Annotated in this window: 22 protein-coding genes and 1 pseudogene; 13 read left to right on the top strand and 10 right to left on the bottom strand. The window is 67.5% G+C overall.

Translation table 11 applies throughout. The features are described 5' to 3' along the window. Window positions 1-6: 6 nt before the first annotated feature. The 3 genes from QLQ15_RS03395 to QLQ15_RS03385 all read left to right on the top strand — a co-directional run bounded on the left by QLQ15_RS03395 (window position 7) and on the right by QLQ15_RS03385 (window position 2,185). Window positions 7-444 carry a rhodanese-like domain-containing protein gene (locus tag QLQ15_RS03395; protein WP_283211442.1) on the top strand — a complete coding sequence of 146 codons (438 nt, stop codon included), beginning with the start codon at window positions 7-9 and terminating at the stop codon, window positions 442-444. Between the two features lie 189 nt (window positions 445-633). Beyond that, complete coding sequence (secB, locus tag QLQ15_RS03390; protein WP_283211441.1) at window positions 634-1,143, top strand: protein-export chaperone SecB; 510 nt, start codon at window positions 634-636, stop codon at window positions 1,141-1,143. A gap of 13 nt (window positions 1,144-1,156) precedes the next feature. Beyond that, window positions 1,157-2,185 (top strand): NAD(P)H-dependent glycerol-3-phosphate dehydrogenase, encoded by a 1,029-nt coding sequence (locus tag QLQ15_RS03385; protein ID WP_283211440.1) that lies wholly within the window; start codon window positions 1,157-1,159, stop codon window positions 2,183-2,185. Between the two features lie 70 nt (window positions 2,186-2,255). Here QLQ15_RS03385 and QLQ15_RS03380 read toward each other — a convergent pair whose 3' ends face one another. From QLQ15_RS03380 to QLQ15_RS03370, 3 genes are all read right to left on the bottom strand, one after another. Beyond that, window positions 2,256-2,888: an outer membrane beta-barrel protein gene (locus tag QLQ15_RS03380; RefSeq protein WP_283211439.1), complete on the bottom strand. Its 633-nt coding sequence runs from the start codon at window positions 2,886-2,888 to the stop codon at window positions 2,256-2,258. A 158-nt stretch (window positions 2,889-3,046) separates the two neighbouring features. After that, complete coding sequence (locus QLQ15_RS03375) at window positions 3,047-3,700, bottom strand: outer membrane beta-barrel protein (RefSeq protein WP_283211438.1); 654 nt, start codon at window positions 3,698-3,700, stop codon at window positions 3,047-3,049. Window positions 3,701-3,876: 176 nt separating this feature from the next. Further along, complete coding sequence (locus tag QLQ15_RS03370; protein WP_283211437.1) at window positions 3,877-4,485, bottom strand: outer membrane beta-barrel protein; 609 nt, start codon at window positions 4,483-4,485, stop codon at window positions 3,877-3,879. Between the two features lie 349 nt (window positions 4,486-4,834). On the opposite strand from QLQ15_RS03370, the gene QLQ15_RS03365 reads away from it, so the two are divergent. Further along, window positions 4,835-8,251, top strand: a complete 3,417-nt coding sequence (locus QLQ15_RS03365) for an autotransporter outer membrane beta-barrel domain-containing protein (RefSeq protein WP_283211436.1) — start codon at window positions 4,835-4,837, stop codon at window positions 8,249-8,251. A 43-nt stretch (window positions 8,252-8,294) separates the two neighbouring features. Here the strand turns inward: QLQ15_RS03365 and QLQ15_RS03360 are convergent, their stop codons facing one another. Together QLQ15_RS03360 and QLQ15_RS03355 are read right to left on the bottom strand one after the other, a co-directional pair. Beyond that, a complete protein-coding gene (locus QLQ15_RS03360; protein ID WP_283211435.1) occupies window positions 8,295-11,195 on the bottom strand; it encodes an ATP-binding protein in 2,901 nt (966 codons plus the stop codon). Between the two features lie 254 nt (window positions 11,196-11,449). After that, window positions 11,450-12,436 (bottom strand): annotated as a pseudogene (locus QLQ15_RS03355) (transporter substrate-binding domain-containing protein); the annotation flags it as partial. Here QLQ15_RS03355 and QLQ15_RS03350 point away from each other — a divergent pair. Continuing rightward, on the top strand, window positions 12,437-13,018 hold the full coding sequence (locus QLQ15_RS03350; RefSeq protein ID WP_283214052.1) for a hypothetical protein: 582 nt from the start codon (window positions 12,437-12,439) through the stop codon (window positions 13,016-13,018). Here QLQ15_RS03350 and QLQ15_RS03345 read toward each other — a convergent pair. From QLQ15_RS03345 to QLQ15_RS03335, 3 genes are all read right to left on the bottom strand, one after another. Next, window positions 12,988-13,629, bottom strand: a complete 642-nt coding sequence (locus QLQ15_RS03345) for a response regulator (RefSeq protein WP_283211434.1) — start codon at window positions 13,627-13,629, stop codon at window positions 12,988-12,990. The two genes, QLQ15_RS03350 and QLQ15_RS03345, sit on opposite strands and share 31 nt — an antisense overlap. Before the next feature lie 162 nt (window positions 13,630-13,791). Next, a complete protein-coding gene (locus QLQ15_RS03340; RefSeq protein WP_283211433.1) occupies window positions 13,792-14,274 on the bottom strand; it encodes a tRNA (cytidine(34)-2'-O)-methyltransferase in 483 nt (160 codons plus the stop codon). A 32-nt stretch (window positions 14,275-14,306) separates the two neighbouring features. After that, window positions 14,307-15,020, bottom strand: a complete 714-nt coding sequence (locus QLQ15_RS03335; RefSeq protein WP_283211432.1) for an SDR family oxidoreductase — start codon at window positions 15,018-15,020, stop codon at window positions 14,307-14,309. A 199-nt stretch (window positions 15,021-15,219) separates the two neighbouring features. On the opposite strand from QLQ15_RS03335, the gene QLQ15_RS03330 reads away from it, so the two are divergent. The 4 genes from QLQ15_RS03330 to QLQ15_RS03315 all read left to right on the top strand — a co-directional run bounded on the left by QLQ15_RS03330 (window position 15,220) and on the right by QLQ15_RS03315 (window position 20,758). After that, window positions 15,220-18,069 carry a M16 family metallopeptidase gene (locus QLQ15_RS03330; protein WP_283211431.1) on the top strand — a complete coding sequence of 950 codons (2,850 nt, stop codon included), beginning with the start codon at window positions 15,220-15,222 and terminating at the stop codon, window positions 18,067-18,069. Window positions 18,070-18,208: 139 nt separating this feature from the next. Then, a complete protein-coding gene (locus QLQ15_RS03325; protein ID WP_432277771.1) occupies window positions 18,209-18,601 on the top strand; it encodes a DUF4156 domain-containing protein in 393 nt (130 codons plus the stop codon). Window positions 18,602-18,748: 147 nt separating this feature from the next. Then, window positions 18,749-19,771 carry a 3-oxoacyl-ACP synthase III gene (locus tag QLQ15_RS03320; RefSeq protein WP_283211430.1) on the top strand — a complete coding sequence of 341 codons (1,023 nt, stop codon included), beginning with the start codon at window positions 18,749-18,751 and terminating at the stop codon, window positions 19,769-19,771. Between the two features lie 87 nt (window positions 19,772-19,858). Then, on the top strand, window positions 19,859-20,758 hold the full coding sequence (locus QLQ15_RS03315) for an alpha/beta fold hydrolase (RefSeq protein WP_283211429.1): 900 nt from the start codon (window positions 19,859-19,861) through the stop codon (window positions 20,756-20,758). Between the two features lie 42 nt (window positions 20,759-20,800). Here the strand turns inward: QLQ15_RS03315 and QLQ15_RS03310 are convergent, their stop codons facing one another. Beyond that, complete coding sequence (locus tag QLQ15_RS03310; protein ID WP_283211428.1) at window positions 20,801-21,184, bottom strand: YkgJ family cysteine cluster protein; 384 nt, start codon at window positions 21,182-21,184, stop codon at window positions 20,801-20,803. A gap of 98 nt (window positions 21,185-21,282) precedes the next feature. Here QLQ15_RS03310 and oleC point away from each other — a divergent pair, with 98 nt between their 5' ends. Then, window positions 21,283-22,932, top strand: coding sequence for an olefin beta-lactone synthetase (oleC, locus tag QLQ15_RS03305; protein ID WP_283211427.1), 1,650 nt, complete (start codon window positions 21,283-21,285; stop codon window positions 22,930-22,932). Window positions 22,933-22,935: 3 nt separating this feature from the next. Beyond that, window positions 22,936-24,498 carry a winged helix-turn-helix transcriptional regulator gene (locus QLQ15_RS03300; protein ID WP_283211426.1) on the top strand — a complete coding sequence of 521 codons (1,563 nt, stop codon included), beginning with the start codon at window positions 22,936-22,938 and terminating at the stop codon, window positions 24,496-24,498. Here the strand turns inward: QLQ15_RS03300 and QLQ15_RS03295 are convergent. Continuing rightward, window positions 24,482-25,588 (bottom strand): serine hydrolase domain-containing protein, encoded by a 1,107-nt coding sequence (locus QLQ15_RS03295; protein ID WP_283211425.1) that lies wholly within the window; start codon window positions 25,586-25,588, stop codon window positions 24,482-24,484. The genes QLQ15_RS03300 and QLQ15_RS03295 overlap by 17 nt on opposite strands. Window positions 25,589-25,745: 157 nt before the next feature. Here QLQ15_RS03295 and oleD point away from each other — a divergent pair, with 157 nt between their 5' ends. Next, window positions 25,746-26,756: a 2-alkyl-3-oxoalkanoate reductase gene (gene oleD, locus QLQ15_RS03290; protein WP_283213916.1), complete on the top strand. Its 1,011-nt coding sequence runs from the start codon at window positions 25,746-25,748 to the stop codon at window positions 26,754-26,756. Window positions 26,757-26,818: 62 nt separating this feature from the next. Beyond that, complete coding sequence (locus tag QLQ15_RS03285; RefSeq protein WP_283211424.1) at window positions 26,819-26,977, top strand: DUF1328 domain-containing protein; 159 nt, start codon at window positions 26,819-26,821, stop codon at window positions 26,975-26,977. The last annotated feature ends 22 nt before the right edge of the window (window positions 26,978-26,999 follow it).

Here is a 26,999-nt window from a genome sequence, read left to right as displayed (position 1 = left end):
GATGCCGTGAACTTCCAAGAACTGCTGGCCTTTGCCGAACGCCATCCCTACCTGTCGTTCGCGCTCGTCGGCCTGACGCTGGCGATCATCTATACCGAGGTCGCGCGGCTGTTCCGCGGCTACAAGGCCCTGCGCCCGGCCGAACTGACCGGCCTGATCAACCGCGACAACGCGCTGGTGATCGACCTGTCGGCCAGCAACGATTTCGAGAAGGGCCACATCGCCGGCAGCAAGTCGGTGCAGCCCAGCCAGTTCGATCCGGAAAACAAGCTGCTGGCCAACGCCAAGGACCTGCCGGTGGTCGTGGTGTGCCGCACCGGCCAGGGTTCGGCCGACGCCGCCAAGCGCCTGAAGAAGGCCGGCTTCACCCAGGTGTACTGGCTCGACGGTGGCATCGCCGCCTGGCAGCAGGCCGACCTTCCGCTGGTGAAGGGTCGCGCCTGATCGGTGCGACTAGATCGCGGCGTCGTGCGGGGCCCTTGATCGCCCCCAACGCCGCCCCAACACCGACTTCTGGGGATTGCTTCGCGGCTTGCCGCGGACGCATCGACTCGCGCAATCTGAACAGCCGGGCGCGCCAGGGGCGCGTGCCATAATCGACCACTTTCCGCATTTATTGCCTGGAGTTACGAGATGTCCGAAGAAAACGTCAACGGCGCCGCCGCGTCCACCGAAGCCACCGGTCCGGCGTTCACTGTCGAAAAGATCTACGCCAAGGACGTCTCCTTCGAGGTGCCGGGTGCTCCGGCCGTCTTCAACGAGCAGGCCACCCCGCAGCTGCAGATGAACCTCAACCAGAGCGTGCAGCGCCTCAACGAGAATGCCTTCGAAGTGGTCCTGGGCATCAACCTGACCTGCAACGCCGGCGACAAGACCCTGTACGTGGTGGAAGTGAAGCAGGCCGGCGTGTTCGGTCTGGCCGGCTTCGACGCGCAGGCACTGGACGCCATGCTGGGCACGCATTGCCCGAACGTGCTGTACCCCTATGCCCGCCAGCTGATCAGCGACCTGATCCAGGCCGGTGGCTTCCCGCCGTTCTTCCTGCAGCCGATCAACTTCGACGCCCTGTACGCCGAAGGCCTGCGTCAGCGCGCCGCACAGGCCGGTGGCCTGGTCGACGCCGAGACCGCCGGCAACGCCTGATCGCGACCGCGGCATGGAAGCGAACGCACTCGCGAGCGTCGCGGTCCTCGGTGCGGGTTCCTGGGGAACCGCCCTCGCAGCCCTGATCGCACGGCACGGTCATCCGACCGTGCTGTGGGGGCGCGACGGAGATGGCGTCGACGCCATCGACCAGCGCCACGAGAACCCGCGCTACCTGCCGGGCATCGCCCTGCCGGACACGCTGCGCGCCACCACCGACCTGGCCGTCGCCCTGAAGGGCGCGGACCTGGTACTCGTGGTGGTGCCCTCGCACGCCTTTGCAGAGACCCTGCGCAAGCTGGCGCCGTTGCGGCCGGCCCACGCGGGCGTGGCCTGGGCCACCAAGGGCTTCGAACCGGGAAGCGGTCGCTTCCTGCACGAAGTCGCCGAAGAAGTGCTGGGCGAGGACGTGCCGCTGGCCGTCGTCACCGGACCGTCGTTCGCGAAGGAAGTCGCGCAGGGCCTGCCGACCGCGCTGACCGTGCACGGCAGCGACGGCGCATTCGCGCAGTCGGTTGCCGACGCACTGCATGGCCCGGCCTTCCGTGCCTATACCGGCAACGACATGCTCGGCGCCGAGCTCGGCGGTGCGATGAAGAACGTGCTGGCCGTGGCCACGGGCGTGGCCGACGGCATGCAGCTCGGGCTCAACGCGCGCGCCGGGCTGATCACCCGCGGCCTCAATGAAATGCTCCGGCTCAACCATGCGATCGGCGGCAAGGCCGAAACGTTGATGGGCCTGGCCGGGCTGGGCGACCTGGTGCTTACCTGCACCGGCGATCTCTCCCGCAACCGGCGCCTGGGCCTTGCCCTGGGTCGTGGCCAGTCCATCGCCGATGCGGTGCGCGAGATCGGCCAGGTGGTCGAATCGGTGCAGACGGCGGACGAAGTGATGCGCCAGGCCGAACGCCATGGCATCGAGCTGCCCATCTCCAGCGCGGTGCAGGCGGTGCTGCATGGCGAGATCACGCCGGCGGAAGGTCTGCGCCTGCTGCTCTCGCGCGAGCAGAAGCCCGAATACCCGCGCGACCTGTTCGGCTGACGCATCGCATCGGCCCAAAACGAAAAAACCCGGCGTGAGCCGGGTTTTTTCTGGTTCAACGAGCGGCCGATCAGAAGCTGGCGCGCACGCCGACGCCGAACAGCGAGAACTCGCTGCCCGCTTCGACTTCGCCCACCAGACCCCAGGTCTGCGTGAACTTGTACTGCAGGCCGGCGCTCACGCTGCCGGCGCTGTCGAACGCATCGCCGTCGGTGTAGTTGGCCTTGACCCACACTTCGACCGGATCGGCGATCAGGTGGCGCACGCCCACGGACAGGCGGAAATCGTCGCCTTCCATCGCCTCGGCGCCATCGTCCTGCACATCGATCTCGGTGCCCAGCGCGCTGACTTCGGCGACCAGGTCGGTACGCGTACCAACGCTGCTGTGGTAGCCCAAGCCGATCTGGTACTGCGACATGTCGACACCGACGCTGCCGCTGCCCAGGCCCGGAATCGTGACGCCGACGTCGTCGTCACCGCTGCGGTACGCGCCGAACAGGTGGAACGATTCCCCCAGTTCCGCCGAGCCGGCGATGAAGAAGCCCGCCGCCTCGATGTCGTCGATCTGCGCGTCGTCCACGTCCGGCAGTTCCTGGTTGAGCTGGGCGTAACCGCCCTCCACGTACGAGTAGCTGTGGCCATCGGCCATCGCGGCGAACGGCGCCGCTGCCAGCGCAAGCGCCAGCACAAGTTGCTTCTTCATTGTTTCCCCTGTTGTGATTCGTCCATTGCCGCGAAGCGGCGACGCACGATACCGCGACTTTGCCGGAATTGCTCTTCCGGTCGAATGGAAATGCAGACGACCTCGCGCTATCGACACGGCCCGGCCGGAGCCGGGCCATGTCGGCACGAAGATGCGGCTCAGAAGCTCGCGCGCACGCCGGCGGTGTAGCGGGTCAACTCGTCGACGATCTCCACTTCGCCCACCAGGCCCCAGGTACGGTTGAACTTGTACTGGGCACCCAGCGTGCCGATGAAGTCGCCGGCGAAGTCGCCACCGTCGACGTAGCCGAGCTTGACCCAGCCTTCCAGATGCTCCGATCCACCGCGCAGGCCCAGCGCGAAGCGACCGCCATTGGCGGTGGTGCGCTCGCTGTCGGATTCGCCGTCGACGGAGGCCGTGATCTCCTCGTCCAGGCGCAGGTAGGCCAGCTCGGCCAGGAAGTCGACCTTCTCGCCCATCGGCATGCGGTAACCGATACCGGCTTCGGCCTGGGTCAGTTCGTCCTCGACGTCGATGTCGAAACGGGTGCCGCCGAAATCGATGGCGATCGAATCCTCGTCCGTGCCGCGGGCATAGCTGCCGAACACGTAGAACGAGGGGCTGACCGCGAACGAGCCGCGCAGGTAGCCGCCGTCGGCGCTGAAGTCGCCGAGAAATTCGTCGTTGTTGTCGGCACGGGCCTGGGTGTAACCGCCCTCGACGTAGGTGTAGCTCAGGCCCTTGTCGTCCGCCGCGGACGCAGCAAAGGGCGCAGCCGCCAGGGCGGCAGCCAGCAGGTAACGCATCGTCATGAAATCCCCTGATCCTTGTGGTGATGGTCCTTACCGCCATTGCAGCGGCGCGCGCACGATAGCGAAATGTGCGCATTGTCACAATCGGGCAAAAAAGAAGCCCGGCCAAGGCCGGGCTTCCAATCGCGACGGTGGGGGAGAGAGTCCGGTCGCGATGAAACGCTTTGCGGTGCGGATCAGAAGCTGATGCGCGGACCGACGAAGTACGAGGTGTAGCCGTCGACGAACTTCACTTCGCCGTTCACGCCCCAGGTCTGGTTGAACTTCACCTGGGCGCCGAGCTTGCCGTAGAACTCGCCATCGGCGCGCTCGTAGTCTTCGTAACCGGCCATTGCGTAGCCTTCGAAGTTCGGGGTCAGCGCAGCGCGCACGCCAGCCTCGACGCTCCAGCCGTCGGCATCGCTGCCGCCGAAGTTCACGCCGCCGACGCTCACGCCGTCGGTCTCGGCCTTCAGGTAGGCCACGCGGGTCAGCAGGTCGACCTGCGAGTTGATTTCATGGTTGTAGCCAACGCCGAGATTCCACTGGTCGACGTCCACGCCGTTCACGCGGCCGAGGCCGGTGTCGAACGAGTCGGTCTTCTGGCCGGTGTAACCACCAAACAGGTGGAAGTTCGGAGCGATCGCGGCGGAGCCGTTGATGGCCCAGCCATCGGCATCCAGATCGCCGTCGACGTTGGTAGCGGCATAGCCCGCTTCGACGTAGTTGTAGGACACGCCTTCAGCGGCCGAAGCGGCGAACGGCAGGGCGGCCAGCAGGGTCAGGGCAAGCAGGGAACGCTTCATGGGTCTTGAGCCTCTTGTTTTCGTGGTTTCCGTCGCCGGGCTTCGTTAGAAGCGCATTGGGGGCGGCTCCGGTGGCGTGAAGTATCCGGAGCTAACCGAAATTTAACCTGAATACTGAACTACGAGGTGCAGGAACTTCCGTGGTAAAGGCCCGGTCGCGAACGTCGCGATGCGTCAGAGCAGGGTGCTTCGCGCGATAACGCAATCGATGCAATGCGTGAGAAACGCGAAGCCTCATGCGTGCGACGTGTGTTTCCACGTTCCTGAATCGATGCGGTTCACAGACTCGATACGAACATGAGTGTTTGATGAGCGCCGACTTTGCTTCCCTGGCTAGACGGAATTGGCCATGCATCGCGCTCGATCTGCGCACGCGGCACTTCGCTCGCGGCGCTCGCGGCTTTACCTGGTTCTGCGTTCGGCGCTGCTGCTCGCAGCGCATGGCAGCATCCCGATCTGCGCTTACGCGCAGGACTTCGGGCCGGGCACCATCTCACCGCTGTTGATCAGCAGCGGTACGCCGCGTCTGGTGGGAAACACGACCATCACCGCCACCGGCGGCACGCATACGGTGGAGGTCACCGGCGGCACGCTCACGGTCGACACACAGGCGGTGTCGCCCGGTGCCATCGTGCTGCAGCCCTTCAATGGCAACGGTCTGTTCGCGAACGGAGGCACGATTCTCGTGCTCAATGGCGTCAACGTGTTCCCGTCCAATGGCGGGCATGCCGTCGTCGCCAACGGCAGCGCGTCCTCGATCACCCTCAATGCGGGCCAGCTGGGCACCGCCGGCGTGGGTTCGGGGCTGGTCGCCATCGGTGGTGCGCGCATCAGCGCCACATCAACGACGATCAACAACGTGGCGACCGCCGGAACGACGATATCGGCGGGCCATGGAGCGATCGCCGAGTCCGGCGGACAGATCACGCTGGGCGCGGGCAACAGCATCTCGACAGCGGCGATCAACTCGGTCGCGCTCGGCGCTTCCGGCGCCAACAGTCTGGTGCAACTGACGTCGCCGACGGTACTGCCCATCACCCTGAACGGTCGCAGTGCGATGGGAATCTACATGCACGACGGCGGCCTGGTGCAGACCGTGGCGAACACGCAGTTCCTGATGAACGGAACCAACAGCGTGGGCGTGAGTGTCGACAACACGAACGTGCCGGCAGGCACGCTGGGAAGTGGGCTGACCGTGACGTTCGCCACGGCGCCGATTTCCGAGCAGGCCGGCGGCACGGGCCTGGCGGCATTCAACAACGGCGCGATCAGCCTGGACACGTTCAAGGTCGCAGGTCCGGGCGCCGCCATCGGCGTGTGGGCACGGGCCGGCAGCACCGTGACGCTGACGGGCGCGAGCAGCATCGACATCCAGTCTGCGTTCAATGGGTCCTACTACACGCTGACGAGCGCCAACCTGGCGACCGTCAATGGTCCGGTGGGCAGCACCTTCTCGGTGACTGGCGCCACGCCGAACGCCGGCCTTCGCACCGATGGTGGCCGCATCGTCAGCACCGGCACGATCATCAATGTGTCCTCGGCCAATTCGTACGGCGCGTGGACCAGCATCAATACCGGTGGACCGGGCACCATCGACCTCACCAACAACACGATCACCACCACGGGCGCGAACGACTCCGCGCTGTTCGCCGGCAGCAACGGAACCATCACCGGTCGCGATTCACGCCTGACGACGAACAACGGCGCGGCTGCGATGCAGGTGTACACCTTCACCGGACCGGGCTCGATCGATCTGACCAACACCGTGGTGACCGCGACGGGAGCCGATACGGTGGGCCTGTACTCGGCGAACTTCATGAGCAGCGGCATCAACCGCGTCGACCTCAGCGGCGGCAGCCTCACCAGCGACGACGTCGCCATGCTTGGCACCGGACCTTCCAATGTCTTCGTCGACTCAGGCGCGACGGTCACCAGCCCGACCTGGATGATGTACGCCTATACGTCGGCCAGCTTCGGTCCCACGCAGCCGACCGTGCTGCAGGTCTTCGCCGACGACGCAACGCTCGAGGGAGCGGCCGGTGCCGACACGCGCAGCATCGGCAACCTGGAACTGGCCAACGGTTCGCACTGGACCGGCGAGGCGTACTACCTGACCAATGCCGGCATCGATGCGACGAGCGTGTGGACCGTGCCGCTGGATTCGCTGCTCACCAGCCAACTGCGCAACGCGGGACGCATCGAGTTCACCGCACCGCAGGGCGGTGTGTTCAAGGATGTGTGGACACGCGAGTACGTTGCCTCCGGCGGCACGCTGGCGGTGAACACCTACCTGGGCACCGACGGTTCGCCGTCCGATCGGCTGGTGCTCTACAACGGCGGCAGCGCGACGGGGCAGGGTCTGCTCGAGGTCGCCAACGCCGGCGGCCCGGGCGATGTGACCTCCGGCAACGGCATCCTGGTGGTGCAGGCCATCGAAGGCGCGACCACCGCGGTGGGGTTGCTCGCCTTGTCGCGTCGCGTCATCGCCGGACCCTACGAGTACACGCTCGAACGCGGCAGCGTCGATGCCGACTCACCGCACAACTGGTACCTGCGTTCCTCGCTGGATTGCAGCGGCCCCAACGCGCCGGTGCCGCCGTGCCCGGGGCCGAACCCGCCCGATCCCCCACCCGATCCCGATCCGGATCCGCCCGATCCACCGCCGTCACCACCGGATCCACCACCGGATCCCCCGCCGATTCCGGACCCCCCCGCACCTCCCCCGGAGCCACCCGTACCGCCACTGCCGCCGTTCCCGCCACCGATTCCCGCGTACCGCGCCGAGGTGTCGTTGTATGGCGCGCTCGCACCGACAGCGTTGCAGTACGGGAAGTCCCTTCTGGACACGCTGCACGAACGCGTCGGAGAGCAGGAGCAACTGCGTGGACGCGCGGACCTGGACGAAGCCGATCGCATCGACGGCTTCTGGGGGCGGCTGATGTATGTCGACGGTGAGAAGGACGCCGAGCGCGGTGGCGTGTACGGGCGCGGCCCGCAATACGACTATCAGTTCGCCGCCGTGCAGTTGGGCGTCGACCTGCGTCGACACCTCGACGACGACGGCAACCGTACGCACACCGGCATCTACGGCGCCATCGGCGTGGCCGAGACGCAGGTCCAGCACATCTTCGCCAATCTCGCCGGCGACATTCACATCGACGGCTACACGCTCGGTGGCTACTGGACGCGCTACACCGAACGCGAGGCCTATATCGACACGGTGCTGCAGGCCACGTGGTACGACGCGCAGGCGGTCTCGGCCAGCCACGACGTCAAGCTGTCCACCGAAGGCTGGGGGCTGGCCGCGTCGGTGGAGGGCGGCTACCCGTTCCGCTTGCGCCACGACTGGATCATCGAGCCTCAGGCGCAGTTGATCTACGGCTGGCTGGACCTTGAGGACGCGTCTGACGTCGCCGCCGAAGTGCGGTTCGAAGACACCGAATCGCTGATCGGTCGCCTGAGCGCGCGCCTGCACCGCACCTGGTCGAACGATGACGACCCGGTCCGCGTACTGGATCGCACGGGTTGGCTGCGGTTGAGTGCGTGGTACGACTTCAAGGGCGATGCGACCACCGAGTTCTCCGCGCGCCGCGGCTTCGTGCCTTTCCACAGCGACATGGGCGGTGGATGGTGGGAACTGGAAGCCGGCTTCACCGGAGACATGGACCGCAACCGTTTCATCTACGCCAACGTCGGGTACCAGCTCGGATTCGACGACGACCGCCGCTCCTGGGAGGCCAAGCTCGGCTTCAGGGCGAACTGGTGATTGCGAGTACCGGCCGGCTCGCCTCGGCCGGCCAGGTGCGTGCTCAGGTGCGGGCCGCGCCGCCGATATCGCCTGCATCGAGCTGGCGCAGCAGCGACGCCAATCGTTCGACGCCTGCCACCGCGGCCTGCGTGCGATGGTCCACCGCGGCTCCCTCGTCGATGCCCATTTCCGACGACCGGTCGATCACGGCCAGCGCGCCTTCGATGCGGTGAAGCAGCTCGCGCTGGGCCGCTTCGTCCTGCGTGGTATGGCGGATGCGCTCCAGCTGCGCGAGATCCTCGCGGCTGGCATGCAGCAGATCCTCGAGGAACGCCTTGAGCTCGCGCGGATCGGGGATCACCTTGCGCAACTGCGTGAGCGGATCGGATGACGGAGTGGCGAGCGCGGCCTCCGGTGCGGCGACGGCGTCGTCCTGGCCCAGGTGCCGCTGCAGCACGGAGGCCAGGTCGCCCAGCTGGACGGGCTTGGTGATGAAGTCGTCCATGCCTGCCTCGCGGCACCGCGCGATCTGCTCAGGCTGCGCGCTGGCGGAGATGCCGACGATCAGCAGGCGTTGCCCCGATACCTCCTGTGCACGGATCCGCCGGGCGAGTTCGTAGCCGTCGACCTCGGGCATGTGGCAATCGGTGATGAGTGCGTCGTAATGCGCGCGCGACAGCGCATGCAGTGCCTGCGCACCGTTCTCCACGATGGTGTGGCGGTAACCGATGGCCTCGAGCTGGCGTGCCATCACGGCGCGATTGGTGATGTGGTCCTCGGCCACGAGGATGCGCGCGCGCTGTGGTGCGAACGGCTGCTCCTCCCGTGCGGCCACGACCGACGGCGTGGTGCCGAACGCAATATGGCAGGCTTCCTGCAGGTTTCGCCACAACAACGGTGCGGTGGGAACGACGATGCAATCGCATTCCTGCCGCACCGCACGGTGCGAGGGATTATCGTCGGCGAGCAGACAGACCACGCCCGCGAGTGGTGCAAGCCGGGCCGTCGCAGGCGTGGTGACGAAGAGGTCGACGTCGTCGAGCGGTTCGTCGAGATCCTCGGCCTCCAGCTCCATCACGCGGAAGCCGAGCGCCGAGAGCGCGTTCGAGAGCTCCTCCTCGCGTGCATCGTCGACGCACGCCAGCACGGCGAGCTTGCCTGCGAATTCCGGTATCGCGATGGCGCGCCCGGCCACCTTCAGTGGAATCTCCAGGATCGCGCGCGTTCCCACGCCGGGGCTGCTCTCCAGTCGCACCTCGCCACCCATCATCTCGGCCAGCCGGCGGCTGATGCTCAGGCCGAGCCCCGTTCCACCGAAGCGTCGCGTGGTGGACTCTTCCGCCTGCGTGAAGGGCTGGAACAGGCGCGCCAGTCCGTCGGGATCGATGCCGATGCCGGTGTCGGTCACGGTGAAGAGCAGCCTCTGCCGCGTACCGCTGTCGTGGCCCAGTTCGACACGGAGCGTGACCGAGCCCTGTTCGGTGAACTTGACGGCATTGCTGGCCAGATTGGATACGATCTGCCGGATGCGGAACGGATCGCCGTGGAAGGTCGCTGCCAGCCGCCAGTCGACGATCGAACGCAGCACGACGTCCTTGGACGCCGCGCGGGCGGCGAACACGCCGGAGAGATTGTCGATGAGCTCACGCAGGTCGAAGCGGGTGTCCTCGATGTGCAGACGACCCGACTCGATGCGCGAGTAGTCGAGGATGTCCTCCAGCACCTGCAGCATCGCGCGCGCCGATTCCTGCACCATCCCGAGCATGTGGGACTGCTCGCGCTCCATGCGCGTGCGGGCCAGCAGTTCGAGCAGGGCCAGGACGTCCGCCATCGGCGTGCGGATCTCATGGCTCATCGCCGCCAGGAACGCACCCTTGGCAGCCGTTGCGGCCTCCGCCTGCGCCTTGGCCCGCTGCAGGGCATCGGCCTGATCGTGCTCCTCGGTGACGTCGATCCAGTAGCCGCTCCATTCCACCGCCCCGTCCTCGAGGTCATGCGGCTGCCCGCCCTCGGTGCGCAGCCAGATCCACCGGTCGCCCATGCGCAGCCGGAAATCGAACGGCGGCATCGGCTGCCGGCTTGCCACCACGGCATCGAGCTTGCGCACCAGCACCGCCTGGTCGTCCGGATGCAATCGTGCGAACAGTGCGGGCTCGTTCGCGATGATCTGATCCGGCCGCATGCCCAGCATTGTCTGCACATTGCCCGCTATGTTGCTGAAGGCGCGCGTCCCATCGGGATTGACGCGGAACTGGAACACCGTCGCGGGAATCGCCTGGGTGAACTCGGAGAGTTTCTGTTCGGAAGCGCGGGCGCGTGCTTCGGCTTCGCGCACTTCCGTGATGTCGACCGCCGTACCAAGCAGCGCAGTCCGCCCGGTGGCCGCGTCGGAGAACGCCTGCAGCCACGCGATCATGTGGTGCGTGGTTCCGTCCCCGGGATCGACCATCAGAAGCTCGCGCCGCTTGCTGCTTCCGGATGCGATCAGTGCCAGCTCTTCCTCGTGCAGCGCATCGAGGTCGACGCCGGGGAGGTGGCGGATCTCGGGAAGCGTCCTGCCCACCATGTCCTCGCGCCGGCGGTTCATGGTCTGCTCGTAGGCGCGGTTGATGGCGATGTAGCGTCCGGCCTCGTCCTTGACGAAGACCGGATACGGAACCGTCTCCAGCAGCGCCTGCTGGAAGCCAAGCTGCGCGGCGAGCGCACGCTCGGCGGACTCCAGCGCGCGTGAGGTGCGGCGCAGGCGCAGGTAGGCGATGGCGATCGCGCCAAGCACGAGTGCCGCGGCCAGCAGTCCTCCGATCACCCAGCCCCAGGGCACCCCGTAGTGGTATTCGGTGGTGAGCCAGCGACTGCGGACCGCCTGGCGTTGGCTGGAGTCCAGGCCGGCGAGCACCTCATCGATGAGCGGCAGCAGCGGCGCATACTCGGGACGCACGCCGATGGCGAACTCCTGGTCCATCCCGGCCGTCCCACGATGTGCAGCTCGCCCGCATAGCGATTGCGGATCAAGGCGTCGATCGCAGGCAGCGTGCCGATGAAGGCATCGGCTTCGTCCCGGGCGACCAGGGCCAGGCCGGCGTCGTTGCTCGCCATGGGCATCAGGTGATCCGCGCCGTACAGCGAGCGAAGCCGCTCATTCAGGCCACTCTCCATGCGGAAGGCGATCCGTTTGCCCTGCAGGTCGCTCGGGCCAGCGACCGGTGGTCCGCCCAGACGCGTGACGATCACTTCCGGGAAGTACTCGTAAGGCTGTGAGAAGCCCATCTCCCGAAGCGTGAAATCGTTGCCCGTGCCAGCGGCGACGAGGTCGATCTCGTGCGCGCGCACCAGATTCTGGAGGGACTTCCAGTCGGGAACCGGTACGCGCTTGATGCGCACGCCAAGTTCCTTCTCGATCATGCGCACATAGTCGGCGGCAAGACCGGCGAACTGCCCATCGCTGTCGACGAAACTGTAGGGGTAGCGATCGGCTTCGTACCCCAGCCGGAGCACAGGCAGCTGTTGCAGCCATTCGCGTTCGCCCGGACCCAACGCACCTCCTTCGCCGGCAGGGGCGGCTTCGTCGTCCGCGCCCCATCGTTGCCGCAGTTGGGCCATTTCGGCGTTGCCCACCGTCAGCTCGGCCTTGCGCAGGATGGAGGCCAGCATGGGCTGCGAGCGATCGACGGAGGGCGCGAAATCCAGCGTCTGGACCGACGCGGGCCCGACCAGTGCCAGGTCGTCCCGTGCACGCATGCCCAGCAACGCGCGCGTGCGCGAGGCGGCAACACCGATATACGCATCGGCCTGGCCGCGGGCGACCATGTCCAGGGCTTCACTGCCATCGCTGGCGTGGAGCACCGTGGCGTCGGGGTATCGCTTCCCGATCCGTGCCGCCCCCGCGCGGAAGCGCCGCTCGATCACGATGCGCGCGTGCGCGAGGTCGGCTTCGGTGCGGATCGCCTCGTCGCCCTTTCGCGTGACCAGCGAGGGCCTGCCGGACAAGTACGGTCGCAGCTGGATGAACCGCGATGCGCGGTCCCCGGTCACCGGCTGTGCTGGCAGCAGGTCGTAGGGTACCGGTATCCGGTCGAACGCCACGTCGCCCCAGTCCGTATACGGGCTGAACTCAAGTTGCAGTCCCGCTCGCTCTGCGAGCAGGCGCAGGTAGTCGACGCCAAGCCCCTGCGGTTGGCCGCCAACCCAGGCTTCCAATGGCATGTGATCGCCAACGAACACGCCCACCCGGGCGACGGGATGTTCGCGCCGCCATGCTTCCTCTTCCTTCGTCAGTTGCGCGCGCGGTTGCGCCTGGGCCATCGAAACGACCAGGCCGGCAATGAACATCGCAACGAGCGCGAATGCGCGCATCCAACGCGCATCAACGGAACGCCAACGGGCCATGGCGACATCCAGTCGACGAGAAAGAACGGTTCCAGCCTACGCCGCCATAGCGGCGCCGGGCATGGGAAAAACCCCAAGTTGACGAGCGGCGCACCTCGTCGCGCGGCGCGCGCTGACTCCAGTACCGGATTAAGAGTATTTCTGCGCACGTCACGGCAACGTCGGAAGGCGCCGCGCACACCATGCAAGCGCCGTAAACAATTCCGGGATGAACAGGACCGGTCGCCCGATCGCTCCACTGCCCACGCGGTTGCCAATCTGCCGCGCGCCAGTCTGGTCTCCTGCCTGCAGCCGAACCGTCGCGCAGGGACCGTCGCTCCGGCGGTCTGTGCTTCAGGAGCGCGCGTCCAGGCCGTGTCGATGCGTCGTCAGGAAAGCAGCCCGTGCTCGGCGGCGTAGGCGTAGATCTCCAGATCGGTCTTGATGCCGAGCTTGTCCATCGCCGCGAGTTTCTGGTTGCTGATGGTCTTGGCGCTGCGATTGAGCTGTTTGGAGATGTCCTTGACGCTCATGCCGGAAGCGAACAGCCGCAGTACCTCGGCTTCGCGCGGCGACAACGCCGCGGACGCCGCCGTCTGCAGCCCGGTTGCCGCGCTTTCCAGCAGTTGCCTCGCGGCCCGGCCGATGTAGGTGCGGCCATGCGCCACGGCGTGCACCGCGTGTGGAAGCTCCGACAGTGCGTCGGTCTTGTTGATCAGCCCACGCACACCGGTGTCCCGGATCGAGCGCAGGACGGCGGGGTTCTCGATGCGGGTGAGCACGATGATCGCCAGGTCCGGCCAGCGGCGTCGCAGCAGGCCAAGCATGGCCAATCCGTCCGGCGCGTTTCCGCCCGGCATGCTGAAGTCGGTCACGACCAGGTCGCACGGCGCCTGATCCAGCATCTGGAGCAGTTCGTCGGGGGAATTGGCGACCGACACGACCTGCAGCGTCGGATCCTGCGCCAGGAGTTGCCGCGCGCCGTTCGCCACGATGGGGTGGTCATCGGCCAGGACGATGCGAAGACTCATACGTGGGCTCGCTGCACCTTCGTGCAAAACGCGGTGGTCGTCACATATTACTAACATCACCCTTCGCGCCGGTATCGGGATACCGGCATATGCGACAGATAGCAGACGACAACATCTCAGGCAAATTCTGCAAAGTTGCGTTGCGCTGCCAAGGGAAGCGCTTCAAAGCGTGCTGCCGGGATAGCCCTGCTGGCGCCAGGCTTCGAACACGACCACGGCGACCGCGTTGGACAGGTTGAGGCTGCGGTTCTCCGGTCGCATGGGAAGACGCAGGCGCTGCGATTCCGGGACGCCTTCCAGCACGTCCGTCGGCAGCCCACGCGTTTCGGGTCCGAACAGGAAGACGTCGCCAGCGGTGTATCGCGGCGTATCGAACCGGACGCGGCCACGGGTACTCAGCGCGAACACGCGCGGTGGCACGCCATTGGCTTGCTCGACGGTTGCCAACGCGGCGGCAAGATCGTCGTGTACCTGCAGCGAGGCGTACTCGTGATAGTCCAGGCCGGCACGCTTGAGCTGCTTGTCCTCGAGGGTGAAACCCAGCGGTTTCACCAAGTGAAGCCGCGCCCCCGTATTGGCGCACAGGCGGATCACGTTGCCGGTGTTGGGCGGGATTTCCGGCTGGAACAGGATGACGTCGAACATGGGTTCAGAGGAGTCCGAAGCGGGAGGCGTGCTCACCAGGGAAGCGGCGTTCCCTGCCAATCGAGGAAGCGACCCGTGTCGGCCAGCCGCACGCCATCGATCGTCTGGAGCAGCCCGCGTACGGACGATTCCGCGCTGATCTGCGCACCGCTTCCACCCATGTCGGTCTGCACCCAACCCGGGTGCAGTGCCACGACCGCGATGGAACGCTCGTGCAGCGCCCGCGCGAGCAGCGCCGTGGCCATGTTCTGCGCGGCCTTGGACATCGCATAGCTGGGCGTGTGGAACCCCTCGACCGAGCCGATGGAACCCAGCACCGAGGACAGGTTCGCGACCTTGCCGCCGTCGGCCAGATGCGTGGCCAGCGCCTGCGTCAGCAGGAACGGCCCGCTCGCATTCGTGCGAAGCGAATCGTCCAGCTGCGCCGGCGGCACATGCCCGAAGCGCTCGCCCGAATGCAGCACGCCGGCGTTGTTGATCAGCAGGTCCAGGCCGTCGATGACCAGTGGCAGCTCGCGCGCGAGTTCGGCATGGGACCTGGCATCGGCGAGATCGAGGGGCAGCACATGCAGGCGGCCCGGATGCTCGCCGACCAGCCGGTTGAGTGCGTTCGCGCGTGCCGGATGGCGGCAGGTGGCGACCACGTGGTCGCCGTGCGCGAGCAACTGGCGCACGAACTCCAGTCCCAGGCCGCGGTTGGCGCCGGTGACGAGGCTGCGGCGCGGGGTACGCGGGGCGGTAGGCATCGAGGATGTCCGGGCGGCTGGGGCGCACAGTGTAATGACGCCGGCGTGCAGCCTTTGCCGAGGTGGGCGACTACCCCTTCCACGGAAAAGTCGCTGCCACAAAGGACTTGTGGCCTAGTGCCTGCGTTCACTTACGGCGGCTAGGATGCTGGATCGGCCCGGCGCTGGCGCCGGGCGCTTGCCTGCTAGGAGTCCCGCCATGTCTCTGTCGATCCGTCCGCGCGCCGCCGCACTCGCGCTTGCCCTGGCCGCCGTGTCCGGCAGCCTGGCCTTCGCGCCAACGATGGCCGCTGCCGCACCCCGTGCGGCTGTCGACATCCCGTTCGAGCAGTTCACCCTGCCCAACGGCCTGCGCGTGGTGGTGCACACCGATCGCAAGGCGCCGATCGTCGCGGTGAACATCTGGTACCACGTGGGCAGCAAGGACGAACCGGCCGGACGCTCGGGCTTCGCGCACCTGTTCGAGCATCTGATGTTCAACGGGTCGGAGAATCATCCCGGCGAGTTCTTCCAGCCCTTCGAGCTGGTCGGCACCACCGACCAGAACGGCACCACCAATTCCGACCGCACCAACTATTTCCAGAACGTGCCCACCACCGCGCTCGACATGGCGCTGTGGATGGAATCCGACCGCATGGGCCATCTGCTCGGTGCAATCGACCAGAAGGTGCTCGAGGAACAGCGTGGTGTCGTCCAGAACGAGAAGCGCGAAAACGAAAACCAGCCCTACGGGCAGGTCTGGGACGCGATCGGCCAGGCGATGTATCCGCGGACGCATCCGTACCACCACAGCACCATCGGCTCGATGGCTGACCTCAATGCCGCCTCGCTGGACGACGTGAAGGGCTGGTTCCGCACCTGGTACGGCCCCAACAACGCCGTGCTGGTGCTGGCCGGCGACATCGACGTGGCTACGGCACGCGAAAAGGCGATGAAGTACTTCGGTGACATTCCCGCCACGCCGACCATGGCGCAACCGCCGGTCGACGTCGCGGCGCTGAAGGTTTCCACGCGCGCAACCCTCACCGACCAGGTGCCGCAGTCGCGCATCTACCGCGTGTGGAACGTCGCGGAGACCGGCACGCCCGACATCGACAAGCTGCAGCTGTTCGCGCAGGTGCTGGGCGGCAGCCGCTCTTCGCGGCTGGACCGCCGGTTGCTGCACGAGGACAAGCTGGTCGACAACATCGCCGCCAGCGCATACGGCGCGCAGCTCAGCTCGAACTTCCTCATCCAGGCGGATGTGAAGCAGGGCGTGGATCCTGCGAAGGTCGAGGCGGCGATCGACGAAGAGCTGAAGAAGCTGCTCGCCGAAGGCCCGACGAAGGCCGAGGTCGATCAGGCGCGCACGGTGTTCCGCGCTGGCTTCGTGCGCGGCATCGAGCGCATCGGCGGGTTCGGCGGCAAGGCCGACGCACTGGCCGAATGCGCCGTCTATACCGGTGACCCGGGCTGTTTCCGCGACAGCCTGAAGATCATCGACACCGTCAAACCAGCCGACCTGAAGGCCATCGGCAACAAGTGGCTGACCCTGGGCAGCCATACGCTGGTCGTGGTGCCGGGAACGCGCACGCCGATCGTGGAAGAGCCCTCGGTTGCGCCGGCGCCGATGACGCTGCCGCCGGTGGATCCCCGTTACACCACCACGCCCAGCCCGGTCGATCGCAGTCAGGGCGTGCCTCAGACCACGCGCTTCCCGGATCTGAAATTCCCCTCGCTCCAGCGCGCCACGCTGAAGAACGGCACCACCGTCATCCTGGCCGAACGCCATGAGATCCCGGTGGTGCAGATGAGCTACGAGTTCACCGGCGGCTTCAGCGCTGACCAGGGCCACACGCTGGGCACGTCGAGTTTCGCGATGGGCATGCTGGACGAAGGCGCGGGGGATCTGGACGCGCTGGCGTTCGGCGATCGCGCCGAATCGCTGGGCGCCAACCTCGGTGCCGGCGCGTCGCTGGACGGTAGCCGCGCGTATCTGTCGACGTTGACGGACAAGCTGGACCCGTCGGTCGGTCTGTTCGCGCAGATGCTGCGCGCGCCGCGCTTCGACCAGAAGGAGATCGACCGCGTCAAGGCGAGCTGGATCGCCGGCATCCGCCAGGAGAAGGCGCGCCCCAACGGCGCCGCGCTGCGCGTGCTGCCGCCGCTGCTCTACGGCGATGGGCATGCCTACGCGATTCCCTTCTCCGGCAGCGGTACCGAAGCCTCCATCGCTTCGCTGACGCGCGAGGACCTGGTGGCCTTCCATCGGGCATGGATGCGCCCGCAGGGCTCGACGCTGATCGTGGTCGGCGACACCACCTTGAAGGAGATCGTGCCGCTGCTCGACCGTCACCTGGGCGACTGGACGGGCGACGGCGCCTCGCCGGCGCGGCCGCAGATCGGTGAGGTCGCCCGGCCGAAGCACTCGCGCATCTATCTGATCGACCAGCCCGGCGCCGTGCAGGCCAACATCTTCGCCGGCCAGGTGGTGCCTTCGACGAAGGATCCGCATTCGGTGCGCTTCGACATCGCCAACTCCGTGCTGGGGGGCGAGTTCTCCTCGCGCCTCAACATGAACCTGCGCGAGGACAAGCACTGGGCCTACGGCGCCTACAGCTTCGCGGCCAACGCGCTGGGCCAGCGCCCGTGGATGGCGTTCGCGCCGGTGCAGATCGATCGCACCGCCGACTCGCTGAAGGAACTGCAGCGCGAGATCAGCGCCTACGCCACTGGCAAGGCGCCACCGACGGCTGAGGAAGTAGCGAAGATCCAGGCGACCGAGATCCGCGGACTGCCGGGCTCGTTCGAGACCGCATCGGCGGTGATGGGCGCCATCGGCGGCATCGTTCGTTACGGGCGTCCCGACGACTACGTGTTCAAGCGCAAGGCCGAGATCGAGGCGCTGACGCCGGCGCAGGTCAAGGAAGCCGCGGCGACCATCGATCCCGACGCGCTGACCTGGGTCGTGGTCGGCGACCTCAAGCAGATCGAGCAGCCGGTGCGCGCGCTGAAGCTGGGCGACGTGCAGGTGCTCGACGCCGACGGCAAGACGGTCGGCACGCCGTAAAGCGCGACGCGTTCTGCAAACCGTGACCTCGCCTCAGTCGAGGTTCACGGCATGGCGTTCACAACCACGACGGGCGCGGCCACAATCCCGCCCGTCCTTTTTCATGCGCGGCGCAGGCCGCACGAACCCGGGAGTGATGATGCGCAAGTCGATACAGGGGGTGTTCCTGGTTTCCATGCTGGCCGCGGGCGGCTGTACCTGGGTGCACATGGAGCCGGGTGCGTCCGCGGTGCGTGTGATCGACGGTGGTGGCGCGCCGGCCGGTTGCCAGAAGCGCGGCGAACTGGAGGTCACGGTGATGAACAACGTCGCCTTCTACGAGCGCAACCAGCTGCGTGTACGCGAGGAACTGGAGACGCAGGCCCGCAATGGAGCCGAGGGTCTGAAGGCCGATACCGTGCAGCCGCTGGGCGAGCCGGTGAACGGTACCCAGCGTTTTGCGGCCTGGAGCTGCGGCGGCGGTGCTCGCGGCGCATCGGTCGCGCAGCCGCCGCGGAACAGCGCCGTCCAGACCTATCCGGCCGGCGGCTGATCGCCACTCGCCCCCATTCAGGCGGGCGGGGCTGAACCCGGAGCGTCGAGCACTCGGCGTTCCGGTCGCTCCATACGGCGGCGAATGGCGGGTTGGCCATAGATGGCGTTAACATGGCGTGTTCTTTTCCGCATTGGTCAGACCTCCATGTTGTTCCAGCACGTCGCCATCGCCGGCCTTGCCCATATCGATGCACCCCGCCGGCTGACGTCGGACGAGATCCACGCGCGTCTGAAGCCCACGCTCGAACGTCTCGGCATCAACTACAACGTGCTGGAAGAAGTGGCCGGCGTGCGTGAGCGCCGACTGTGGGACGGCGAGGTCAAGGCCTCCGACGCCGCCACGCTCGCAGGCGTCAAGGCGCTGGCCGATGCCGGCATCGACGCCGACCGCGTCGGCCTGCTGGTCAACACCTCGGTCAGCCGCGACTACCTGGAGCCGTCCACGGCCTCCATCGTGTCCGGCAACCTGCGCCTGCCCGATACCTGCCAGAACTTCGACGTCGCCAACGCGTGCCTGGCGTTCCTCAACGGCATGGACATCGCCAGCCGCATGATCGAGCGCGGCGAGATCGACTACGCGCTGGTCGTCAACGGCGAAACCGCCGACCTGGCGTACGAGAAGACGCTCGACCGCCTCAGCCGCGACGACGTCACCGAAGAGCAGTTCCGCGACGAGATGGCCACGCTCACGCTCGGCAGCGGTGCCGCGGCGATGGTGCTGGCGCGCAGCGAACTGGCGCCGGGCGCGCCGCGCTACCGTGGCAGCGTCACCCGCTCGGCCACCGAGTGGAACCAGCTGTGCCGCGGCGACCTCGTGCACGACCGCATGATCGCCGACGGCCGCATGCTGCTGGTCGAAGGCATCAAGCTGGGCCAGAAGACCTTCACCGCCGCGCGCGCCGCGCTGGGCTGGGTGGTCGAGGAGCTCGACGAGTTCGTCATCCACCAGGTCAGCAAGGCCCACACCAAGGCCTTCCTCAAGGCGTTCCGAATCGACCCGAAGAAGGTCATGACGATCTTCGGCGAGCACGGCAACATCGGGCCGGCCTCGGTGCCGATCGTGCTGAGCAAGCTGCGCGAGGGTGGCCGCCTGAAGAAGGGCACGCGCATCGCGCTGCTGGGCATCGGCTCGGGCCTGAACTGCTCGATGGCCGAAGTGGTCTGGTAAGCGACGCCGTCGCTACGCGAAGAACCCGGCCGCGCGCCGGGTTTTTCTTGTCCGCGTGTCGTGCGCCCGCACGAGAAGACTGAAACGATGACGATCCGCCTGCCGCTTCCCGATTACCCGTTCACGCCCCAGCGCTTCGACGTGCGCCCGGGCATCGAGATGAGCTTCCTCGACGAGGGGCCGCGCGACGGCGAAGTCGTGGTGATGCTCCACGGCAACCCGTCGTGGAGTTTCTACTGGCGCAAGCTGGTCCTGGGCCTGAGCGATCGCTACCGCTGCATCGTGCCCGACCACATCGGCATGGGCCTGTCGGACAAGCCGGACGACGCGCGGTACCGCTACACGCTGCAGTCGCGCGTGGACGACGTGGAAGCGCTGCTCGAGCACCTGGGCATTACCGGCGACGTCACGCTTGCAGTACACGACTGGGGCGGTGGCATCGGTTTCGGCTGGGGCTTGAAGCATTCCGCGCGCATCCGCCGTCTTGTCATCACCAACACCGGTGCATTCCCCTTGCCGGCCAGCAAGCCGCTGCCGAAGTCGCTGGTACTCGGTCGCGACCTCGCGCTGGGCACGCTGCTGATCCGCGGATTCAACGCGTTCTCGTCGATCGCCTCGTTCGTCGGCGTCGAGAGGAAGATGCCCGCCGAGGTGCGCCGCGCTTACGTCGCGCCGTACGACAACTGGGCCAATCGCATCGCAACGTCGCGCTTCGTGCAGGACATTCCGCTGGGAGAGGGCGATGCCGCGTGGCCGCTGGTGCAGGCGATGGGGCGCAAGTTGCCCGAATACGCCGACCGTCCTGCGTTCATCGCCTGGGGTCTGCGCGACTTCGTGTTCGACAAGCACTTCCTGAAGGGCTTCACCGATGCGCTTCCGCGCGCGCAGGTGCGCGCGTTCGAGGACGCCGGCCACTACGTGCTGGAAGACAAGGCCGAGGTGCTGGTGCCGGAGATCCGCGCGTTCCTGGATGCGAATCCGCTTTGAGCACCTGCTTCCAGTCCTCTCCCCCGGGAGGTGGCTGGAGGATCAAGCCTCCGGCAGCGGGTTCTTCTCGTCCTCGCTCACGCCGCTCCAGTCGTCGGGCGTGAGTACCGGCAGCCCATGCGCCAGACGTGCCTTGTCGCACTGTGGGCTGGCTTCGCCGAACTCCCACGAGGCCGGCACCAGCGCGCAGACGGACGGACGACGGTCGTGGATGGTGCAGCGGCTGTAGCGGCCGATGTCGGCGTCCAGCGCGATGCAGCGGGGGTTCGACTGCGAGGTTCCGCGCATCACGCGTTCATGGGTGCGCAGCGTCTCGGTCAGCTCGGGTGGCACCTGCCCACCCATCGCCGGGTCGGCCTCGGACCAGTGGAAGCTCACACGGAAGAAGGCGCAGCAGGCGCCGCAGGTCAGGCAGGGGTGTTGCATGGGTGGACCGTCCGGCGGTCCGGAACTTCAGGCGAGTCCGGAATTCTGAGGCTTTGACGGCCCGGTGCAAGTACGCGCGGACAGGCGAGAATGAACCGATGAACGAGCTGAGCAACATCGCCGCGTCGCTGGCCCCGCTGGCCGCGCGATTCCCCGACCGGATCGCCATGCGCTGCCCCGGTTCGCGCGGCCCCGACGGCCTGGCGCGTTTCGATCTCACCCTCACCTACCGCGACCTGGATGCGCGCAGCGACGCCATCGCCGCCGGCCTGGCGCGGCGCGGCATCGTGCGCGACACGCGAACGGTGGTAATGGTGCGACCGTCACCGGAGTTCTTCCTGCTGATGTTCGCCCTGTTCAAGGCCGGCGCGGTGCCGGTCCTGGTGGATCCCGGCATCGACAAGCGCGCGCTGAAGCAGTGCCTCGACGAAGCGCAGCCGGAGGCGTTCATCGGCATTCCGCTGGCGCACGTCGCACGTACCGTGCTGGGCTGGGCGAAATCCGCGCGGGTGCGCGTCACCACCGGCGCGCGTGCCTGGCTGGCGGACGCCACGTTGGCGCAGGTCGAACGTGACGGCGCCGGCGCGGGGTCGCAGCTGGTCGAATCCGACGGCGACGACGTCGCCGCCATCCTGTTCACCAGTGGATCCACCGGCGTGCCGAAGGGCGTGGTGTACCGGCATCGTCACTTCGTCGCGCAGATCGACATGCTGCGCGATGCGTTCGGTATCCAGCCCGGTGGCGTCGATCTGCCCACCTTTCCGCCATTCGCGCTGTTCGATCCCGCGCTGGGGCTGACCTCGATCATCCCCGACATGGACCCGACCAAGCCCGCACTGGCCGACCCGCGCAAGCTGCACGATGCCATCGCACGCTTCGGCGTGGACCAGCTGTTCGGATCGCCCGCCTTGATGGCGGTGCTCGCCTATGCCGGCGTGCCGTTGCCGACCGTGAAGCGCGTGACCTCCGCGGGCGCGCCGGTACCGGCCGATGTCGTGGCCAGGATGCGTGAGCTGCTGCCGGAAGACGCGCAGTTCTGGACGCCGTACGGCGCCACCGAATGTCTCCCCGTGGCGGTGATCGAAGGCCGCGAGCTGCAATCCACGCGCGCCGCCACCGAAAGCGGTGCGGGCACCTGCGTCGGCCGCGCGGTCGCGCCCAACGACGTGCGCATCATCGAGATCACCGATGCGCCCATCGCGCAGTGGCCCGATGCGGTGTGCGTGGAAGACGGCGTGGTCGGCGAGATCACCGTGGCCGGCCCCACCGCCACCGACACCTATTTCAACCGCGATGCACAGACGCGCGCGGCCAAGATCCACGAATACCTGCCTGACGGTGGCGAACGCGTCGTGCACCGCATGGGCGACGTCGGCTACTTCGACGCGCAGGGCCGCCTGTGGTTCTGCGGACGCAAGTCGCATCGCGTCGAGACCGCCGAAGGCCCGCTGTACACCGAGCAGGTCGAGCCGGTCTTCAACACGCATCGCGAGGTACGACGCACCGCACTGGTGGGCGTCGGCGCCATGGGCACGCAGCGTCCGGTGCTGTGCGTCGAGCTTGCGGCGGGTGTGCACGCGCGCGAATGGCCCCGCATCGAGCGCGAGCTGCGCGCACTCGGCGCAAGGCACGCGCATACCGCGCGCATCGACACCTTCCTGCGGAACGCGAAGTTCCCCGTCGACATCCGCCACAACGCCAAGATCGGGCGGGAGAAGCTCGCCGCCTGGGCCGCGACGCAGCGCTGACGCATGACAACCCGCTACCGCCTCGACGACCTGGTCATCGACGTGCCACGGCAGCAGGTCGAACGGGACGGCGCACCGCTCGACGTGGGCGGGTTGAGCTTCCGGCTGCTCCACCATCTGCTGGAGCAGGGGACGCGCGTGGTCGGGTTCGATGAACTGATCGAACGCGTCTGGGCACCGGCCATCGTCAGTGAGGAAACCGTCACCCAGCGCGTGCGCCTGCTGCGCCAGTCGCTCGGTGACGACGGCCGCCATTCGCGCTATCTGCGCTCGGTGCGCGGGCAGGGCTATCAGCTGTGCGTGCCGCCGCAGGCATTGCCCGACGAGGCGTCGGCGCCGGCGCCATCGCCCCGTCGACGCTGGATCATGTTGGGCAGCGCCGTCGTGGCGCTTGCCGTCATCGCGGTGTCGGCATGGTGGCGGCCACGCGCGCCGGGCGAGCATGCGGTCGCGCCGTCGCCGCTGCTGCAGCGCGCCGCGTACTACGCCGGCATCGGCCAGCGCGACGACAACGAGCGCGCCATCGCCCTGTACCAGCAGCGCCTGCAGGAAGCGCCCGACGATCGCGTGGCGCAGATCGGCCTGAGTCGTGCCTATTCCGCGCGGGCCTGTCAGTACACCGGGTCGCCGGACGATGCGGTACGCGCACAGACGCTCGCAGACCAGGTGCTGGCCGTGCAGCCGCGCAATGCTGGCGCGCATGCCGCGCGCGGCTACTCATTCGACTGTCGGGGGCGCGTCTATGAGGCGCTGCGCGACTACGAGGCCGCGGTGCGGCTCGATCCCGATGCCGATGGCGCGCGGGCGTCCGCCGCCTACCTGTATGAGCGCCGTGGCCGACTTGCCGACGCGCTGGCCGCGAACCTGGTCGTGCGCGATCCCGCGCGCGTGCGCTTCCACGAGATCCAGATCGCGAGCAACCTCGACCTGCTCGGTTATGCCGCTGCCGCCGAAGCGCGCTACCGCCGCAGTTTCCAGCTGTACCCGGACAACGTGTTCTCGAACCTGGCCTGGCCGACGTTCCTGATGCGCCATGGTCGCGACGCCGAGGCGCGCGCCGCGCTGGACGAAGCGATGGCCCGTGGCACCGACCATGCGGGCCTGCACCTGCTTGCGGCGGAACTCGCGCTGCTGTCCGGCGACCGCGACGGCGCGCGCCGCGCGGCCGAACGCGCGAGCGCACTGCGACCGCAATCCAGCCTGCCGCGCACGGTGGTATGGACGCTGCAGGACGTCGCACCGCCCGCATCGGCATTGCGTGAGCAGGCGCGCGCGCTGCGCGAGGGGCTGCGCGCCGGCAGCGAACCGGTGGACGCGGTCGATGCGGCCCTGCTGCTCGACCTCGCGGGCGATCGCGATGCCGCGATGGCGTCGCTGCGCGAAGCGGTGGATGCCGGCTATCGCGATGCCGCCTACCTGCGCGCCTCGCCGCTGATCGCACCGTTGAGGGATACGCCCGAATTCGCTTCGCTGTTGGCGGTCATCGAGACCGCCACCGCGCGCGAACGCCAGGCCGTCCACGCGCGGGGACTTGAGACGAAGGCGGGCGTTACGGCATCGCCTTGAGGATGTAGTCCGACATCAGGCGCTGCGACTCCTGGTGCATCCCGCGCTGGTTGTAGCGGGTGCGCGTGAGCACCACGACCAGCCGGTCGGCGGGGAGCACGAACACGTAGTTGCCGCCGTTGCCCGACATCGCCCACGCATCGTGCCGCTTGCCGGCCACGTCGAAATGGAAGCGCCACAGCAGGTAGCCGTAGTCGGCGTCCTCGCGCGCCTGCGCATGCACGGTCGTCATGGCGTCCACCCAGTCCTCCGACACGATCTGCCGACCCTGCCATCGGCCGCCGTCCAGCAGCAGCTGGCCGAACTTCGCCAGATCGCGGCTGCGATAGGCCGTACCGCCGCCGCCCATGCCGACGCCCTCGGACGAGCGCTGCCACTGGCTGCGCGTGATGCCCAGAGGCGTCTCCAGCGCGTCGTGCGCGAACGTCGCCAGCGGCTGGTGCGTGGCCCGCTCGACAATGGCGCCGAGCAGGAACGCCCCCGCCGTGCAGTAGGCGAACGCGCGTCCGTGCGGGCTGTCCGCGGGGCGGGGTGCCCACGACGGGTATCCCTTCATCGGCAGGTCGAGCGCGAACTGCGTCCAGTCCGCGCTGATGTACATGCGCTCCTCGTTGCCGGCGGAGAACGAGTTCTCATCGTCGCATTCCCATTGCGAACTCATCGTCAGAAGGTCCTCGACGGCGAAGTCGCGCTTGCGCGGATCGGCGTTCTGCCAGGTGCGGTCGCCGAAGAATCCATAGACCTTCGCCTGCGCGCCCGGAATGAATCCCCGGTCCACGGCCGCGCCGACCAGCAGCGCGGTGACGCTCTTGGTCGCCGAGCGTGTGTTGTTGAGTACCTCGCGCCCGCCGTCGTTGAAGTAACGCTCGTACACCAGGCGGCCGTCGCGGGCGATGAGCACGCTGGTGGTGTCGGGTGCCTGTCCGCCTGTGATGGCAGCTTCCATCGCCCCCAGCGTGGCGGTGTTCCAACCGTCGGCCGCGGCATCGGCCACGCGCCAGCCATCGTCGAGCCGGGATGGGGGCGTGAGGGGCGCCGCGGTCACGGCACAGGCGAACAGGGGCAGCAGAAGGCAGGCAAGGCGGCGCATGACGATCTCCTCGGGAAGGACCGACAGTGCAGCGCAGGCCCGGATGAAGCGCCTGAAAACCGAATGAAGAATTCTGAAGGCCGTCGGATCAGGGCCTTGCGTGCGTGCTTCGTGCGGTGCCGCTATCGTGTGCGCCTTCGACGAAGGCGAGACGACGATGAAGATCCTGGTGACCGGTGGCGGTGGATTCCTCGGCCAGGCCCTGTGCCGCGGGCTGCGCGCGCGCGGGCACGAGGTCGTCAGCTTCAATCGCAGCCGCTATCCGGCGCTGGATGGCCTGGGCGTGGCGCAGGTGCAGGGCGACCTGGCCACGCGCGATGCCGTGATCGCCGCGGCCGCTGGATGCGATGCCGTCTTCCACAACGCCGCCAAGGCTGGTGCCTGGGGCAGTTACGAGAGCTACCACCTCGCCAACGTCGTGGGTACGCAGAACGTGATCGACGCCTGCCGCGCGCACGGCATCGGCCGGCTGGTCTACACCTCCACGCCCAGCGTGACGCATCGCAAGACGCATCCGGTCGAAGGCGGCACCGCCGAGACCGTGCCTTACGGCGATCACCTCAAGGCACCGTACGCCGCCACCAAGCAGGTCGCGGAGAAGATCGTGCTGACCGCCAACGATGTGTCGCTGGCCACGGTCGCGTTGCGCCCGCGCTTGATCTGGGGTGTGGGCGACAACCAGCTGCTGCCGCGCCTGGTCGAACGCGCGAACGCCGGCCGGCTGCGCTTCGTCGGCGACGGCAACAACCGCATCGACACCACCTACATCGACAACGCGGCACAGGCGCACTTCGATGCCTTCGAGCATCTCGCGCCGGGTGCGGCGTGTGCGGGGCGGGCCTACTTCATCAGCAACGGCGAGCCGCGCACGGTGCGCGAGATCGTCAACGGGCTGCTCGACGCCGCCGGCGCGCCACAGGTGGACAAGACCATTCCGTTCGGCGTGGCCTACGCGGTCGGCGTGCTTTGCGAAGGCCTGTGGCATGCGTTGCCGCTGAAGGGCGAGCCGCCGATGACGCGCTTCCTCGCCGAGCAGTTGAGCACCACGCACTGGTACGACATGGGTCCCGCGCGGCACGATTTCGGCTACGTCCCGACGGTAAGCATTCACGAGGGCCTCACCCGCCTGAAGGATTCCCGCTCGAAGGCCGGAATCATCACCGGTTGACGACCGGTGCGTTCCTAGCATCGAAGGCACCCAGACAGGCGCACCGCGCCCGGAGTGCATCGATGCTCAGCTACGCCGTCATCTTCTTCATCATCGCGATCATCGCCGCGGTACTCGGTTTCAGTGGCATCGCCGGCGCCGCCAGCAATATCGCGTGGATTCTGTTCGTCGTCTTCCTGGTCCTGGCGATCATCTCGATGCTCCGCGGCCGTCGCGTCTGACGTCACCGCGAAACCGCGCCGG

This window comes from Lysobacter stagni (assembly GCF_030053425.1).
GTDB lineage: Bacteria > Pseudomonadota > Gammaproteobacteria > Xanthomonadales > Xanthomonadaceae > Lysobacter_J > Lysobacter_J stagni.
The sequence above is the reverse complement of the archived record's forward strand: the minus strand, read 5'-3'. Positions and strand labels throughout refer to the sequence as shown.